The organism is Pseudoalteromonas sp. NZS11_1 (genome assembly GCF_015864275.1).
GTDB classification, from domain to species: Bacteria; Pseudomonadota; Gammaproteobacteria; order Enterobacterales; family Alteromonadaceae; genus Pseudoalteromonas; species Pseudoalteromonas arctica.
In genome coordinates, this window is the sequence record NZ_JADYXK010000006.1 from 47,960 (window position 1) to 64,729 (window position 16,770).

The 16,770-nt window shown below is 38.3% G+C and carries 15 protein-coding genes and 1 other annotated feature; of the genes, 3 read left to right on the forward strand and 12 right to left on the reverse strand.

The genetic code is table 11. The annotated features are described in order from the left end of the window. Positions 1 to 5: 5 nt before the first annotated feature. Positions 6 to 899: a DMT family transporter gene (locus tag I6F44_RS06765; protein ID WP_101216606.1), complete on the reverse strand. Its 894-nt coding sequence runs from the start codon at positions 897 to 899 to the stop codon at positions 6 to 8. Between the two features lie 215 nt (positions 900 to 1,114). On the opposite strand from I6F44_RS06765, the gene I6F44_RS06770 reads away from it, so the two are divergent. Further along, positions 1,115 to 2,317, forward strand: a complete 1,203-nt coding sequence (locus tag I6F44_RS06770) for an aromatic amino acid transport family protein (protein WP_024608927.1) — start codon at positions 1,115 to 1,117, stop codon at positions 2,315 to 2,317. Between the two features lie 84 nt (positions 2,318 to 2,401). Here I6F44_RS06770 and I6F44_RS06775 read toward each other — a convergent pair whose 3' ends face one another. The 4 genes from I6F44_RS06775 to I6F44_RS06790 all read right to left on the reverse strand — a co-directional run bounded on the left by I6F44_RS06775 (position 2,402) and on the right by I6F44_RS06790 (position 6,343). Beyond that, positions 2,402 to 3,592: an amino acid aminotransferase gene (locus I6F44_RS06775; RefSeq protein WP_024593589.1), complete on the reverse strand. Its 1,191-nt coding sequence runs from the start codon at positions 3,590 to 3,592 to the stop codon at positions 2,402 to 2,404. Positions 3,593 to 3,672: 80 nt separating this feature from the next. Continuing rightward, a complete protein-coding gene (locus tag I6F44_RS06780) occupies positions 3,673 to 4,332 on the reverse strand; it encodes a GAF domain-containing protein (protein WP_024608928.1) in 660 nt (219 codons plus the stop codon). 56 nt (positions 4,333 to 4,388) lie between these two features. Beyond that, positions 4,389 to 6,038, reverse strand: coding sequence for a SpoIIE family protein phosphatase (locus I6F44_RS06785; RefSeq protein WP_197173502.1), 1,650 nt, complete (start codon positions 6,036 to 6,038; stop codon positions 4,389 to 4,391). Continuing rightward, on the reverse strand, positions 6,038 to 6,343 hold the full coding sequence (locus tag I6F44_RS06790) for an STAS domain-containing protein (RefSeq protein WP_002962948.1): 306 nt from the start codon (positions 6,341 to 6,343) through the stop codon (positions 6,038 to 6,040). Before I6F44_RS06790 ends, I6F44_RS06785 begins: the two co-directional genes overlap by 1 nt. A 135-nt stretch (positions 6,344 to 6,478) precedes the next feature. Between I6F44_RS06790 and I6F44_RS06795 the strand changes: the two genes are divergently transcribed. Beyond that, a complete protein-coding gene (locus I6F44_RS06795; RefSeq protein ID WP_007581414.1) occupies positions 6,479 to 6,808 on the forward strand; it encodes a translation initiation factor in 330 nt (109 codons plus the stop codon). Between the two features lie 12 nt (positions 6,809 to 6,820). Here the strand turns inward: I6F44_RS06795 and I6F44_RS06800 are convergent, their stop codons facing one another. Next, the gene (locus I6F44_RS06800) at positions 6,821 to 9,835 is read right to left on the reverse strand and encodes a bifunctional diguanylate cyclase/phosphodiesterase (protein ID WP_024589409.1); all 3,015 of its coding nucleotides are present in this window, start codon (positions 9,833 to 9,835) and stop codon (positions 6,821 to 6,823) included. Positions 9,836 to 10,027: 192 nt separating this feature from the next. After that, positions 10,028 to 10,145, forward strand: a sequence feature (Phe leader region). Between the two features lie 44 nt (positions 10,146 to 10,189). Here I6F44_RS06800 and I6F44_RS06805 point away from each other — a divergent pair. Continuing rightward, entirely contained in the window at positions 10,190 to 11,347 is a 1,158-nt protein-coding gene (locus tag I6F44_RS06805; protein ID WP_007581410.1) for a chorismate mutase, read from the forward strand. Between the two features lie 127 nt (positions 11,348 to 11,474). On the opposite strand, the gene tyrA is transcribed toward I6F44_RS06805, so the two are convergent. The 6 genes from tyrA to ffh all read right to left on the reverse strand — a co-directional run bounded on the left by tyrA (position 11,475) and on the right by ffh (position 16,629). Then, a complete protein-coding gene (tyrA, locus tag I6F44_RS06810) occupies positions 11,475 to 12,608 on the reverse strand; it encodes a bifunctional chorismate mutase/prephenate dehydrogenase (RefSeq protein ID WP_197173503.1) in 1,134 nt (377 codons plus the stop codon). 417 nt (positions 12,609 to 13,025) lie between these two features. Further along, positions 13,026 to 13,385: a 50S ribosomal protein L19 gene (gene rplS, locus I6F44_RS06815; protein WP_007581406.1), complete on the reverse strand. Its 360-nt coding sequence runs from the start codon at positions 13,383 to 13,385 to the stop codon at positions 13,026 to 13,028. A gap of 33 nt (positions 13,386 to 13,418) precedes the next feature. Further along, positions 13,419 to 14,186, reverse strand: a complete 768-nt coding sequence (gene trmD, locus I6F44_RS06820; protein ID WP_007581405.1) for a tRNA (guanosine(37)-N1)-methyltransferase TrmD — start codon at positions 14,184 to 14,186, stop codon at positions 13,419 to 13,421. Next, entirely contained in the window at positions 14,186 to 14,722 is a 537-nt protein-coding gene (rimM, locus tag I6F44_RS06825) for a ribosome maturation factor RimM (RefSeq protein ID WP_024596584.1), read from the reverse strand. Before rimM ends, trmD begins: the two co-directional genes overlap by 1 nt. 17 nt (positions 14,723 to 14,739) lie before the next feature. Next, positions 14,740 to 14,988 carry a 30S ribosomal protein S16 gene (rpsP, locus tag I6F44_RS06830; protein ID WP_002962192.1) on the reverse strand — a complete coding sequence of 83 codons (249 nt, stop codon included), beginning with the start codon at positions 14,986 to 14,988 and terminating at the stop codon, positions 14,740 to 14,742. 261 nt (positions 14,989 to 15,249) lie between these two features. After that, positions 15,250 to 16,629: a signal recognition particle protein gene (ffh, locus tag I6F44_RS06835; protein ID WP_007581399.1), complete on the reverse strand. Its 1,380-nt coding sequence runs from the start codon at positions 16,627 to 16,629 to the stop codon at positions 15,250 to 15,252. Between the last annotated feature and the right edge of the window lie 141 nt (positions 16,630 to 16,770).

Here is a 16,770-nt window from a genome sequence, read left to right on the forward strand (position 1 = left end):
TAAAGCTAATTTGTGTTTACTTTCTTTCGCTTTAAAAACTTATCACCAAATTGGAAAAAACCTAGACTAATTAAAATAATAACCGCACCAATTATTAGTTCTTGGCTTAATGACTCATTATTTAGCCAAGCTCCCAAACCTAACGCAAAGCTAGGAGTTATAAGTGTAGTAAGTGATACCGTGCTTGCATTTAGGTTTTGCAGCACATGAAAATACGCCAAAGCCCCTACTAAAGATCCAAATATTCCTAGATAACCAATAGCCCACAATGATTTTGCACTCCAGTTTTGTATATGCAACTCACCATCTAATAACCACCAAGCAATAAAAAAGAGTGGGGTTACAAAAACTAAGGCACCAAATGTTGTTGCCATAGGGTGAATCGCAATCTGTACACGCTTGATCATCACACCACTTAAACTAAAAAAGCAGACAGCCATAAACACATAAAGCAACCCAAGCCCTTGAGTTTGCGAGTTTTGTACTTGGTTATAACTAACAAAATATAAGCCAATTAAGGCGCACGCTAACGCAACTAATTTAATCGGGCTAAATTTAGGTTCATTTAATAATTGCTGAGCAAGCAACCCCGACAAAATAGGTGCAAGGCCAAACATAAGCGAAATAATACCAGAAGGGACTGTTTTAGCTGCCATATAGCTCAACAACATACCGCCAAAAATACCTATACTCGAATAAAAATAAAGTAAGCATGCATTTTTGCTCCAAGGCACTCTAATATTTGTAATGGCAACAATTAAGCCGCCTAACAATAGCCCCACCAGCATTCGCATTAACACTGCAAGTGTTGGCGATACAGTTTCACTACTCCACACTATACCCAGTGGTGTAGTGGACCATATAAGAACCATTAAAAAATAAGATACTTTAACTGGCACGTGCCATCCCTACGCTTTATATGAATCAATAAAACAAAGAATAAATTATACGCTCACTACTGTGTTTTAGTACTTTTTAAACACTAAAGTCCTTAATAAATACAGTTGTAAATTGTAAGTTACATTTTAATACCGCTCTTTTATTACAAAACTATTTGAGATTTGAGCAACTAGTTATATGGTGCATCAATATTAATAATAATTAAGGTAATTAAGTGCTTAAAAATAAAACAACTGGAAGCATGTTAATTGTTGCAGGCACCACTATTGGTGCAGGTATGTTGGCATTGCCAATTGCATCTGCCGGGCTTGGGTTTAGTACTGCACTTGCATTAATAATTGCTAGCTGGTTACTAATGACCTACACCGCACTACTCATGTTAGAGCTACACCAATACGCACCACGCGATGCAACGTTAAATACATTGGCTAAATTATGGCTTGGAAAGCGCGGACAATATATTGCGAATTTTTCGATGGTTTTTTTATTTTACGCTTTATGCGCTGCTTATATTGCAGGTGGTGGTGCACAACTCCAAGCGCGTATAAATATAGGCTTTGATGTAGATATAGCCCCACAGTTTGGCTCTGTAATCCTCGCTGTTATTATTGCAAGTGTGGTAACGCTAGGTACTAGCAAGGTAGATAAACTAAATAGAGTGTTATTTACAATAAAAATTATTGTATTAGCTAGCTTGTTTTACATGCTTACCCCTTATGTGCAGGGTAAGCACTTATTAGAGATGCCTGTAGAGCAAGGATTAATCCTTTCAGCTATACCGGTTATATTTACTTCGTTTGGCTTTCATGGTTCTATCCCCTCTATTGTTAAATATGTTGGTGTTGAAATAAAAGTACTGCGCAAAGTAATGATTGCTGGAGCCGCCCTACCTTTAGTTATTTATATTTTTTGGCAACTACTTAGCCAAGGTATTATGAGCCAAGCTGATTTACTCAACAGCCAAGGTCTTAATGGGTTTGTATCTAGCGTGGCAAGTATTGCGCATAACCCAAGTGTGGCAACGGCCGTTAAGTTATTTGCTGATTTAGCACTTGCGACATCATTTTTAGGGGTGAGTTTAGGGTTATTTGATTTTTTTGCTGATGCATTTAAAAAGGGTGACAATAAAACGGACCGAATTAAAACGGCCTTAATTACGTTTATTCCGCCGCTTGGCTTTGCATTGTTTTATCCTCAAGGCTTTATTATGGCCTTAGGGTACGCTGCAATAGCACTTGTTGTACTGGCAATATTTTTGCCTGTAGCAATGGTTTATAAACAGCGTACAACATCAAATAAAACAGGCTACCAAGTTAAAAGTGGGAATGTTGGGCTTGGTATAGCAGCTATATGTGGCATAACTATTATTGCTGCGCAGTTTATGCAAATGGCGGGGCTTATTCCTGCTATCGGTTAAAGGTTGCTGCTTTTTGTTTTAATTTAGATAATAAAAAACCGCACATCATTAGTAATGATGTGCGGTTTTTTATATTAACTGCGTTTATTTACAAACGTCAGCTACAGCATTTGAAAAGTATTCAATATTTGAATGACTAACACCTGCAACATTTACGCGGCTAGAGCCAACTATGTAAATGCCGTATTCTTTTTGTAGGCGAGCAATTTGCTCTTTATTAATACCTAAGAAAGAAAACATACCGTTTTGGCGTTCAATAAATGAGAAGTCTTGAGCAATATCTTTAGTTGCTAAGCTTTCTTTAATTAAGCTACGTAAGCCATTTATACGACTACGCATTTCATCAAGCTCAGAGTGCCACAATTGTGTAAGCTCTGTACTGCTTAAAATAGTATTAACAATGTCAGCACCATGCGCTGGCGGCATTGAGTAAATACTACGTACAACGCTTAGCATTACAGAGTTTGAAATATCTGCTGTTGCGCTGTCTTTTGCAATTAGTGAACATGCACCAATACGCTCGCGGTATAAGCCAAAGTTTTTAGAACATGAAGAACAAATAATTAGCTCTTCCACTGCATCGGCTAAAATACGTAAGCCACGTGCATCGTCTTCAAGTGAGGCACCAAAGCCTTGGTACGCAATATCAACAAGTGGTGTAAAGCCAACTTCTTTTGCCAGTTCGGCAACCGTGTTCCACTGTGTTTCGTTTAAATCCATACCGCTTGGGTTATGACAACATGCATGCAGTAAAACCACATCACCTTTAGGCACTTGTTTAAGTGTGTTGATCATTTCATCAAACAATAAATCTTTATTTTCGTAATCGTAATATGGGTATTCTTTTACTGTTAAGCCTGCAGCTTCAAACAAGCTAATATGGTTAGCCCATGTTGGGTTAGTTACCCAAACAGTCGCGTCTGTATTACAACGCTTAATAAATTCAGCTGCAACACGAAGTGCACCCGTACCACCAGGAGCTTGCGCAGTACGTACGCGGTTAGCTAGTAATACTTGATGCTCACCTAATAGTAACTGCTCCATTTTTTGGCAGTAATCTAAATTACCCGCTAAACCAATGTAAGATTTGCTCATTTCGTTTTCAAGACGAAACGCTTCAGCTTTTTTAACCGCTTTAAGAACCGGTGTATTGCCTTGCTCATCTTTGTAGACACCTACACCTAAATCAATTTTATTAGGGTTTGTATCTTGTTTATAGGCCGCCATAAGGCCAAGAATAGGATCTGTTGGTAATGGTTTTAATACTGAGAACATTGGCTATCTCTTATCGTTATTTAGGGGTTAGCTGTTAAGTTAAGCTTAACATAAAAGCACATCATATTGACTAGCGTTATTTACACTAGAAAGTGAGGAATTTTAATACAACATGCAATTAAAACGGCAAGCGTCTTTTCATCAAAAAAATCATTTTTAAAGGCTTCTGCATCTACAATACCAACACATTCATTTTGTGTATTAAATAAAGGTAGGCAGGTTTCTGATTTAACTTTAGGATCGCATGTGTAGTATTCACCACCTTGTGATAAATACTCTTCAACGTTATTAATAATGCGGCCCTCGTGGGATAGCGCAACCTGTACATTGTTGCTGCCAGCTGCAAATGCTTGCGTTAAAGGAAACAACGGACGACTAGGCGCACCATGATAAGCCAATTTTAATAGTTGATTACCTTCAGGGGTATTAGTTGATTGATAAATACCATACCAATCAACGCCCGTTTGCTGCTCAATGTAGCTTACAATACTTTGTAAAGTAGCCAGCTTAAACTGTGTTTGCTCATCATTTTTAATATAGTCAGTTAATTTGAATGGCTCATCTTGTAAGTAACCAAATAAACTACATGCACCGCCCTCGCCAAGCTCTGGTATTTGATACTCCCAACACACATCAGGCAAAGCAGTGTTTGCTAAATGTAGATCAAGCTTTTCAAGCTCTGTTGAAATCAAAGCTGGATTAGCACTAAGTTGTGCTTGTTTTAAGTAAGAAGAAATCATTTGGCCATCCATACATCTAAAGTTTCGAGAATAATAGCATGGATATTTTTACAGAGCTAGCTCAACTTGTAGCACATTTCAACTTGGTTACCACTGGCGTTATAAGTGACTTTTTCGGCTATTTCTTCTAATAAAGACACCCCTCTGCCAAATTCGTTATTAGCCTTTGCCAACTCATCGTGCTTACTACTAAACCCTCGACCTGAATCACAAATAATAAAATATAAACTGAGCGTGTCGGGGCAATAGCGCATATCAATAATAATCATGGCATCTGTAAGTTTAGCAAGGGCAGCCTCTCTCAACTCGTAATATCGAAAAAAGCCGTCCTCTTGTTTTTTAATTTCTGAGTTAAGTCCTAATACACCATGATCAAGCGCATTGTTGTAAGCCTCAGACAACAGTAAAAATATATTAGAGCGATGGGTATTTAACCCCTCCACACTGCTTAAAATATTAACGACGTCGTAAACGGGGTCTGTTTTTTTTATTTGCTCTGAGTTTAAGCTCAAAGACAAATTAAAAGCTAAAGTAGAAAATGCTTCTCGCTCTTGTTCCACAGGAATTAAAGGCAAGCAGTTTAGTAAAACAATGCTTAAATCGTCTTGCTGTTTCGTACCATCAGCAAACTTAGTAACATTAGCAACTATATCTTCACTACTAATCATCGATTTATTTTTTAAGGTTTGTAAAAATCGCTCTTCCCCAAAAAATATATCCTCTTTGTTTGCCGTTTCTATAATACCGTCGGTTGCTAATACTAGGCGTGTATTACTATTTGTTTCAAAATGGATAACTTCATATTCAAATTCTTGTTCATCTAAAATCCCCAGCGCCATATGCTGCGATTCTAATGTTTGTTTTACATTACCGTCTTTATCTATTAGGTACGCATCTGGCAGGCCGCCCATCCATGCAGAAACACTTTTACCTGATGCACTAAGCTCTATAATGGTTGCAGCACAAAACATATGCCCAGGTAGGAGGTTGTACAGTAGTTTATTTAGCTCGCTGGCAATATCGTTAACCGCCATACCTTTTTGTACCATATTATAAAACACACGAGAAGTTGGTAATGCACCAATAGCGGCTGCAAGGCCATGGCCCGTAAAATCTCCCAACATGCAATACAGATTACCGATTGGGCTTTGCGCTACTAAAAACATATCGCCGTTAAACATAGAGGCCGGTGATAAATTAAAATCTAAATACTCTCTAAACTTACCTTGGTTTTCTAATGAGTTATTAAAAATATGCTCAATTATTTCGTGTTCACGTTCAATTTGATTATGATGATATTCAAGCAATTTCTTTTGTTGGTTTGCTTTTTTACTCAGCTCTCTGGTGCGAATATGTGCTTTAATTTTTGCATGCAGAATAACTTTTTCAAATGGTTTATGAATAAAGTCATCGCCACCCACTTCGAGGCAGCGCTCAAAACTTGCTTGATCTTCTAAGGAGGTTATAAAAATAATCGGTAAGTAAACTTCACTATACTGCTGCTTTATTTTTTCAGCAGCTTCAAAACCATCCATTACAGGCATTAAAACATCAAGTAAAACAACGTCTATTTGCTCTCTTTTAAGTACATTAAGTGCATCTAGCCCGTTATAAGCCACTGATATTTTATAACCCTCTTGCTCAAGCATTTTACTTAGTAAAATGCGATTGAGTGCCTGATCATCTACAATTAACACATGTATCATTAGCTAATATCAAACTTTTTATCAAAACGTGAAATTTGTAGAATTTTTCTAAGCTGAGGTTGGCAATTGCTTATTTCAATAGTTTTCACTTGGCTATCAATTGTTTTTTTCATGTTAAGTAACATGCCAAGTGCTGAGCTATCCATGTAGTCAGTCTCTCTTAAATCGATAATAACCTTTACTGTTTTTTCGCTCATTTGAGCATAAGCTTGGCGAAAAGATTGCACTAAATTAAAGTCAAATTTACCTTTGATTTGTATTGTTAATGTAGTGCCATCGACTGATTCATTCTTAGTTAAACTCATATTAAACTCCAATAATATTTCCTTTGAACTAAATATAACCTGTTAAAAGTATTTAGCAAAAAGAAAAACACACAACTTCAAATTTGCTATCATTTACGCCAATATTTAATTAATTTTTATCCATAAAGGTAAGGTATGAGTGATAGTCACTTAGTATATTCAACAAGTACGGGGCGCATTGACCAGCCAAAACCAGAAAAAGAGTTAGAAGCTAAGCTTTTTAAAGATGGTTTTATTCGCATTGAGCGTCAAACAAAAGGACGTAAAGGCAAAGGCGTAATGTTAGTTGTAGGCATTGATCCAAAAGATCATGATTTAAAAAAGTTAGCTAAAACTATAAAAAGCAAAATGGGCCAAGGCGGCGCAGTAAAAGAAGGCATTATTGAAGTGCAAGGTGATGACCGCGATAAACTAAAAGCCATTTTAGAAGCGTTAAAATTTAAAGTTAAAATTGCGGGTGGTTAACCCGCTATTTTATTAACTACTTACTTCGCTATTTGAGAGTTCATTTAACCTTTCATACAATTTTGGCAGTTCGTGCTCAGCAATTGGTTTACTAAAATAATAGCCTTGTACAATGAAGCAGTTATTATTTTGTAAAAACTGCATCTGCTCTATTGTCTCAACCCCTTCTGCGACCACGTCTAGCTTTAACTTTTGCGCCATGGCAATAATAGCGGCAGTGATTTCCATATCATTTGTATCCTCAGGGATATCTTTTACAAATGAACGGTCAATTTTCAATATATCAACCGGGAATCGTTTTAAGTAACTGAGTGACGAATAGCCAGTACCAAAATCATCAATAGAAATAGATATACCTAAGGCTTTAAGCTCGTGGAGTTGTGTAATTGCAGCTTCTACATTTCCCATTAGCATACTTTCGGTAAGCTCTAAGTGAAGGCGCTTAGCCGAAACACCCGTCCTAATTATCATTTTACTCAGCGTTGAGACTAAGCTTGAGTCTTTGAACTGGCGAGCCGATAAGTTTATCGATATATTATTTTCTAAGCCTTGCTTTGTTAATCTTACAGCAAAATCACAAGACTCTTGAAGCACCCATTCGCCTAATTCAACTATAAGGCCTGTCGCTTCTGCAATAGGAATAAATTTATCTGGAGGGATTGCGCCTTCGGTTGGGTGGAACCATCTTAATAACGCTTCATAGCCAATGACCTGATGAGTGCGACTATCAACTTGAGGTTGGTAGTAAACTACAAACTGTTTTTCTTTTAGACCTATACGTAGCTCATTTTCAATAAATAAACGCTCATTAGCGGCTGCGTTCAATTCTTGGCTATAAAAATGGAATGTATTACGCCCTTTTGCTTTTGCTTCATACATTGCTAAGTCAGCATGTTTTAATAACTGATCTTCTTCTAGGCTATCGTACGGAGCCATTGTAATACCAATACTAGCGCTCACAATAACTTCATTACTACCTAGTTTTATAGGCACATTCAGTGTTTTTTGAATTGTATTGGCAACATCAGTCGCGTGAGCTTGGCTTTCTATACCACTGAGTAATACTGCAAATTCATCACCACCTAAGCGCGCTATGGTGTCCTCGGCTCGTAAACGTTTTTTAAGTCTGTTTGCCACTTCAATTAATAATTGATCGCCGGCATCGTGGCCTAATGTATCGTTAATACGTTTAAATTCGTCTAAATCAAAGTAAAACAAAGCAAATGCATAATGCCCGCGTTCTGCTAATGCCATTGATTTACGCAATTGCATTCTAAAAAACGTTCTGTTGGCAAGACCAGTAAGGGTGTCAAAGTAAGCAAGCTGCTCCATTTTACGCTGGCTTTCTTTGACAAACGAAATGTCTTGTGCAGATGCTACATAGCTGGTTATTTCACCGCCCTCTTCACGAATTGGCGAAACACTTAAAGATACCCAAATTGGCTCTTTATTCAAGCCTTGAATTAATGTATCACCGCGCCAGTAATTACGGCTGCGTAGATCTATGTCTATATCTTCAACTAAAATAGACATTTCTGAGGCAATAATATTAAGTAATGGTGCTCTATTAAAATGACTTTCTGGGTAGCCTGTCATTTCGAGCATTTTTGGATTTACGTATTCAATTACAAATTTCTCATCGGTGATCACAACCCCAGTGCCCGAGAATGCTACCGCTTTAGATAAACGGTTAGCTGCTTTTTCAGCAATTTCTTTTTCTGTAATTCTCTGGTTTAAGCCATCGATAAGTTTGCGAATTTCTACCGTCATGTCTCTAAATGAGCCATTAAGCGTGCCAATTTCATCTTTGTTTTCTGGTGGGAATTCTGTAGTTAATTGACCTTTGCCAAAACTTGTAACTGCATAAACCAAAGTATGTAAACGGCGAAGGACTAGTTGATAAAGCGCTTGATGCAGCAATAAGGCAACTAATATTGCGTATAAAATAAAGAGACCAAAAAACTTCAGTTTTAAATCTTGTAATGCAGATAACGTCGATGAACGCTTTTTATATACCCCTATGTACCAATCTAAGTCATCAATCTTACGAATATTGATAATATGAGCTTCGTCATTTTTTTCAAACGAATTTGCGTATTCAGGTAACTTCACCGCAATTACATCGTCAATAATCGACTGCAGCGCTGGGTTTACAAATTCGTTAGTAGCAAGTGCTTTATTATCGCTACCATAGTCAGCTAGTAAGGTCGGATTTAAATCTGGGTGTGCTAACAATTGCCCTTTACTATCAAACACAAGTAGGTGTTTTTCTTTATCACCAACAGGTAAAAACGAAATAAGTTTGTTGAGGGAAATATCGCTCCCCGTCACACCTAAAAACTCATTATCGACATAAACTGGCACTAGTAAGCTAATAACCCATTTGCGCCATACTGTATCGTAATAGACTTTTGACCATGCAGGCTCTCTTACTGTTTCAAGCGTACTTTTAATCGATTTATAAGTTGAGCCATTCGTTGCTCTAAAGTCGGCAGGTGCGTTTAATGCCCAATTTGGAGGAGAAACACGAATAAAATCATCATCTGTTATTAGATAAAAGTTAAAAAAGTCGTGTACCAGTGTAGGAGAAATTATACGCCACAGCATCTCAGAATCATTAAATAGGCGTTTATAAAAAGGAGAGTAATTTTGCTGTGGTAAAAATGCTGCTGATAAACCATCAGCCGAGGCACTTCGAATCGTACCGTCACTATTAAATTGTAACTGTGATTTATTGCTTAAATTAATTGGTGAATTGGGTTGAAAAAGTTGTTGTGTTACTACGTTATTAGCTTGCTGAGCAATATTTACTTTTGTTTTAATGCGCTCATTAAATTGCTTTACTAATAAATCTGTCGAGCTTTTTAAAACTTCATGTTCTTCAAAAACGAGTTGTTTCTCTTCAGATTTAAGCATTAAGGCAGCCGCACATACCCCAGCTATTAAGCAAATAGCGGATATGAGTAGCGATAGTTTTACACTTAAAGAATTCAATCCAAAACGCGATGGAGGGCGTCTGTAAACCACGGGTCAACCTTAATTATTAATAATTGTTATTATTTGAACCAGTTAACGAAATATACCAGATCCGCATTCATATTTATAAATTATTTGTAAACTTTCTATAAAAACTAATATAGGGAAATAAATAGTACTCTAAGCTTATTTAGATCTTTATTGACATTGGTAGCAACTATCCATACATTAACTGCATGAACATATTTATCTCTCGCACTTTTTTTTCGTTTTTTAGCTTCTTTATATAGAAGAGGCTTCCCTGTTTGTGAGATAAAATCAATCGAATAGTAAAGCCTCCCAACCGGGAGGCTTTTTTGTTTTTGCTGTGTAATAACAGCCTACTTTTGGAATGAGGATACCAAAATGACAAATGATGTATTAAATGCACTAAGACACGATATAAATGAAATAGACTCCGACTTACTCGTGTTATTAGCTAAACGTCGTCGCATTAGCCACGGTGTGGTTGAGTACAAAATAGCTAACAACAAACCAATTCGCGATGAAGCACGTGAACTCGCACTTTTAGAGAAACTGATTGGTTATGGTAAATCACTAGGTTTGGATGCTTACTACGTGAATAATGTTTTTCAAACTATTTTGGAAGACTCTGTTTTACACCAACAAGCAATGCTACAAAAAAACCTGAATCCAGATGCCCTTAGTGAAACACACCGTGTAACTTACTTAGGTGGTCAGGGTTCTTATAGCCAACTAGCATGCCATAAATATTTTAGCCGCCGCCCGGGTAAATTAGTTGAAATTGGCTGTACATCGTTTGACGAAATAACAGGTAAAGTAGAGAACGGACAAGCTGATTTTGGTTTATTACCCATTGAAAACACAAGCTCTGGCAGTATTAACGAGGTGTTTGACTTATTACAGCACGCGCAAGTGTCTATTGTTGGAGAAGTAACTCACAGTGTAGAGCATTGCTTACTCGCCAACCCTGATACTGAACTTAGTCAACTAACAAAAATATTTGCACACCCACAACCATTTGCGCAGTGCAGCCGTTTTTTACAGGGCTTAGGTGATTTACAACACGAAACATGTGACTCAACATCAAGCGCGCTACAATCAGCTCTGAACACACCATACAGTGCTGCAATTGGCTCTGCACAAGCGGGGAAAAATGTCGGGCTTGAGGTTATTAAATCAAACCTAGCTAATCAAAGCGAAAACCATAGTCGCTTTATTGTTGTTGCACGTAAGCCTCTACAAGTGTCTAACCAAATTCCAACTAAAACGAGTTTGATCATGTCGACAAAACAACAAGCGGGCTCACTAGCCGATGCGTTAATGATTTTTAAGCAGCATAAGATTAATTTAGTAAAACTTGAATCTCGCCCTACTCCGGGCAATCCGTGGGAAGAAGTTTTTTATGTTGACCTAGAAGCAAACTTAGCTGAAAGCCAAGTAAAAGAAGCGCTAGAAGAACTTAAAGAGCACACCCAATATGTACGTATTTTAGGATGCTACCAAAGCGAGTCACTACAAGCAGTAAGCGTTAATACTTAATAAGCAATTTTACAAATCAAAAAGGGCCGATATCGGCCCTTTTTCGTTAACTAGTACCAGTCTGCATAAATATTTTAGCAATTTAACGAATTAAATCCCCATACTTAAGCAAACGGTATAACAAATATTAATCTAAAACTTTTGAATCATTCGCTTTATTTAATAAGCTTCTGCTTTGCGTTAAAAAGTGTTCTGTCGAGTCAGAAAAGTAAACTTTAGCCTCAGCAAAAGAATCAATAAGCGCTGCTTTATCTCCCGCTTTTAATTTTGCTAATGTACTTGCGAAGGTATCTTGGTACTGTGCAAGTAAGGTTTCGACATCATCGAATTGTGCTAGCATAATATCTGAGTAAAGCTCAGGCGACTGCGCAAATAAACGCCCTACCATCATCAGTTCTAATTGATATATAGGTGACGAGCAGCTACGTAATTCTTCTAGTGTATGACTTTGTTTTGCTAAAAATTGTCCGTACACAAATGTCGTTAAATGGCGCATTACCTGAATAATTTGCATTGCTTCATCATGCTTTTTAGCATCAAGCTCAACAAGCTGACAACCCCATACTTGTAACTGCTGTAACAAACCTTTTGCCGCTTGGTGTTCTCGTCCTTCACATACAACAACTGTTTGTTTTACCCAGTGTGATATATCAGGCCCAAACATAGGATGTAAACCAACCACAGGGCCACTGTGCGCAGCTTTTAGTGCTTTAATAGGCGATTGCTTTACCGATGTAATATCAACTAGTAAACAGTCTTCATCTAGTTTAGGTAACTTAGCAACGACAGCGTCTAATGCATTAATAGGTACGCTAATCATTACCAGCTTGGCACCTTTTAAAATACTTTTCGCATCGTTTTGCTGATCTTTATCTAAAATTTTAACTTCGTAACCTGAGCGAATAAACTGCTGTGCAAATAACTGGCCCATGGCACCTTGACCACCCACAATAACAATTGGCGAAAGCTCTGGCGCTGCGCATGCAAGTTTTGCTTGTTGGTTTTGATAGGCTTCTCGCATCATGCGTCTTAGTATATCTTCAACGAGATCTGGGCTTACATTTTGATTTATTGCTTCTTGTCGTCTTGCCGCTAATAGCTCTGCTTCACGGGAAGGTGCATGTAAAGGTGCGCCTGTTTGTTGTTTTATCTCACCAATTTTTTGCGTAATACCATTACGTTTAGCGAGTAAGGCAACAAGTTGTGCATCGCATTCATCTATACCTTCTCTTAGCTGTGCTAAATCACTTATGTCAGCCACGTTCGTCCCACCTTAAAAAACCAAATAACGTAAATATAAATTTACATAAAAGTAAACTAATCAATACGATAAATACTAACAGGATCAGCTAACTGAGAAAAGGCTAAAGAGGAAATTTTACTAATGAGGAATTGAGAATTGAGAATTGAGAATTGAGAATTGAGAATTGAGAATTGAGAATTGAGAATTGAGAATTGAGAATTGAGAATTGAGAATTGAGAATTGAGAATTGAGAATTGAGAATTGAGAATTGAGAATTGAGAATTGAGAATTGAGAATTGAGAATTGAGAATTGAGAATTGAGAATTGAGAATTGAGAATTGAGAATTGAGAATTGAGAAAATAATATTCTAAAACCAAAACGGGTTGCAACCCGAAGGATGCAACCCGTTTTTTTGCGTTGATAAACAGCGCGTATTAGTTAAGTTTTTCTCTAATACGTGCAGATTTACCAGAACGCTCACGTAGATAGTAAAGCTTAGCACGGCGAACTGCACCGCGACGCTTAACTGTTACGCTATCAATAAGAGGGCTGTGCGTTTGGAATACACGCTCAACGCCTTCACCGTTCGAGATTTTACGAACTGTGAATGCTGAGTGAAGACCACGATTACGCTTAGCGATTACAACACCTTCAAAGGCCTGTAGACGCTCTTTAGCACCTTCTTTTACTTTTACCTGTACAACCACTGTATCACCAGGGCCAAATGCAGGTACGTCTGTTTTAAGCTGCTCATCTTCAAGCGCTTTAATAATATTTTGGTTTACTTTTGCCATTATGTTTCTCACTTTCCTAGGTGTAACTGTCTTCTAGCCACAAGCTTTTTGGTACTCTTGCTGAAATTTCGCGAGTAATACCGCTTGCTCCTCAGTCAGAGCTAGGTTATGCAACAAGTCAGGACGTCGTAACCAAGTTCTGCCTAATGACTGCATAAGCCGCCATTTTGCTATCTCTTGGTGGTTACCACTGAGTAATACAGCAGGAACCTGTTTGTCGTCCAATGTTTCTGGTCGTGTATAGTGTGGACAATCTAACAAGCCATCCGAAAACGAATCTTGTTCTGCTGACTGATTATGACCTAACACACCTGGCACTAATCGCGCTACTGCGTCAATTAATGTCATGGCAGGCAGTTCACCACCACTCAAAATAAAATCACCAATTGACCATTCTTCGTCAACATATGATTCTATTATTCTCTCATCTATACCTTCATAGCGACCGGCAATCAAAATCAGTTTTTTAGAGTTAGCGAGTTCGCTAGCACCTTGCTGATCAAGTTTGCGCCCTTGCGGGGACATATAAATTACTTTAGCACCATCACCAGCTGCTTTTTTAGCTTCGGCAATCGCTTTTTTTAATGGCTCAACCATCATTAACATACCAGGTCCGCCCCCGTAAGGACGGTCATCTACGGTTCTATGCTTATCTAAAGCGTAGTCTCGCGGATTCCAGCAGTTAAAATCAATTAAGCCATTTTTTACTGCGCGACCGGTAACACCTTGGTCTGTAATAGCGTCAAACATGTCTGGAAAAAGGCTTATCACCCCTACCCATAATGAACTAGTTTGCGTCATTAAAAACCAGGATCCCAGTCTACGGTAATTTCTCTTGCGTCGTATTTAACTTCTTTAATAACTGAATCAGTTAAAAAAGGAATCAAACGCTCAGCTTGACCAAATGCGTCTTTACTGTTTGCTTTAACAACCAGTACGTCATTTGATCCTGTCTCCATCAGGTCATCAACAATGCCTAAGCTATAACCTTTATCGGTTACAACAGACATGCCAATGAGATCTCGCCAATAAAACTCACCTTGCGGGAGTTCTGGTAAATGCGCTGCATCCATTGAGATTTCAGCATGGGTATAAGCCATTGCTTCGTCTCGGTCGTTTATCTGCGCAAATTTAGCGATAAAGCCTTTGTTGTGGCGACGCCAGTCGACCACTTCTAAGGACTGCCATTTACCTTGCTGCCCTATCAACCACGGGCTGAAATCGAAGATCCCTACGGGATCATCAGTAAATGAATGTACCTTAAGCCAGCCCTTTATACCATATGGGGCACCGAGCTTTCCTACGACAATTATTGATGAGGTGTTCTCTTGACTCATGGTTACACTTACGCCTATTAAGCCGCTTTACGAGCGTCTTTTACTAACTTAGCTACGCGATCTGAAAGAGATGCGCCCTGACCTACCCAGTGTTCAACACGTGGTAAATCTAAACGAATTTTTTCTTCTTGACCTGAAGCAATTGGGTTAAAAAAGCCTACTTTCTCGATGAAGCGACCGTCACGCGAGAAACGGCTATCCGCAACCACAATTTGATAGAAAGGGCGTTTTTTAGCGCCACCACGTTGCAAACGAATAGTTACCATACCGTCCTCTATAAAGATTGACTGTTTTCATTAATAAGATTTACTCCCCAGAATGGGGAGCTGGGGAATTGTACGAGTTTTTGGCAATAACGCAAGTAAGAAGTGAACCAAAAAGGCAGTTTAGTAGGTTAAACCGTGATCTCAACGACAAATAAGAGTTAAAGGTGTATTACATGCATAATTTATTCAACAAAAAAGGAGCTATTTGCTCCTTTAAATATGATTCGCTATTATTTTAAAAAAGTAACTTAATGGTACTTTTTAAAATTTAGGACCGCCGCCGCCCATCATTCCAGGTGGTAACATGCCTTTCATACCGCGCATCATTTTAGTCATGCCGCCTTTACCTTTCATTTTTTTCATCATTTTTTGCATTTGCGTAAACTGCTTAAGCAACTTATTAATCTCTTGTACTTGTGTACCAGAGCCAGCTGCTATGCGTTTTTTACGCGAACCTTTAATGATTTCTGGGCGTGCACGCTCTTTTTTAGTCATAGAGCTAATAATAGCTTCCATTTGGATAAATGTTTTATCACCCATTTGACCTTTAACAGCATCTGGTAAGTTAGACATACCAGGGAGCTTATCAAGCATTGACATCATGCCACCCATGCTCTTCATTTGCTTTAATTGGTCAGCAAAATCATCAAGAGTAAAACCTGCGCCTTTAAATACTTTTTCAGCAACTCTAGCAGCTTGCTCTTTATCTACTTTCATCTCGACTTCTTCGATTAATGAAAGTACGTCACCCATACCTAAAATACGCGACGCTATACGGTCTGGGTGGAAAGGTTCAAGTGCGTCAGTGCGCTCACCCACACCCATAAACTTAATAGGCTTGCCAGTGATGTGACGAATAGATAAAGCAGCACCACCACGCGCATCACCATCGGTTTTTGTCAATATAACACCGGTAAGTGGTAATGCTTCGTCGAATGCTTTAGCTGTATTCGCCGCATCTTGACCTGTCATTGCATCAACAACGAACAAGGTTTCAATTGGATTGATTGCTTTGTGAAGATCTTTAATTTCATCCATCATGTTGCTATCAACATGTAGACGACCTGCAGTATCAACAAGTACTACATCTATAAATTTCTTTTTAGCATGAGAAATTGCAGCGGTTGCAATATCAACTGGCTTTTGCGAAATATCACTTGGGAAGAAATCAACATCAACTTCTGCTGCAAGCGTTTCTAGCTGTTTAATAGCCGCAGGGCGATAAACATCGGCACTTACTACAAGTACTGATTTCTTTTTTCGCTCTTTTAAAAACTTAGCAAGCTTAGCTACACTGGTGGTTTTACCCGCACCTTGTAGACCCGCTACCATTACAACGGCTGGCGGTTGCGCATTTAGACTTAGCTCTTCATTAGCCTCGCCCATTGCTTTTTCTAGTTCTTCACGCACTATTTTTATAAATACTTGGCCTGGGCTTAAGCTTTTTGTAACTTCAACCCCAACTGCGCGTTCTTTAACTTGTTTTACAAAGTCGCGAACAACAGGCAATGCCACATCGGCTTCTAAAAATGCCATACGCACTTCGCGAAGTGTGTCTTTTATGTTGTCTTCCGTCAGACGGCCACGGCCACTGATATTTTTTAAGGTTTTACCTAATCGTTCTTGGAGGTTCTCAAACATGTAACGGTTCCGATAAGACGTTTATATCAATCCATTTATATTTATGATTAATTTGATTTTTCAATTAACCTAGATTGACTTATTAAGTTTCAATTAAAAGTAGTATACCGTATATGGCGTCTTACAATATAGTGTTCAAGT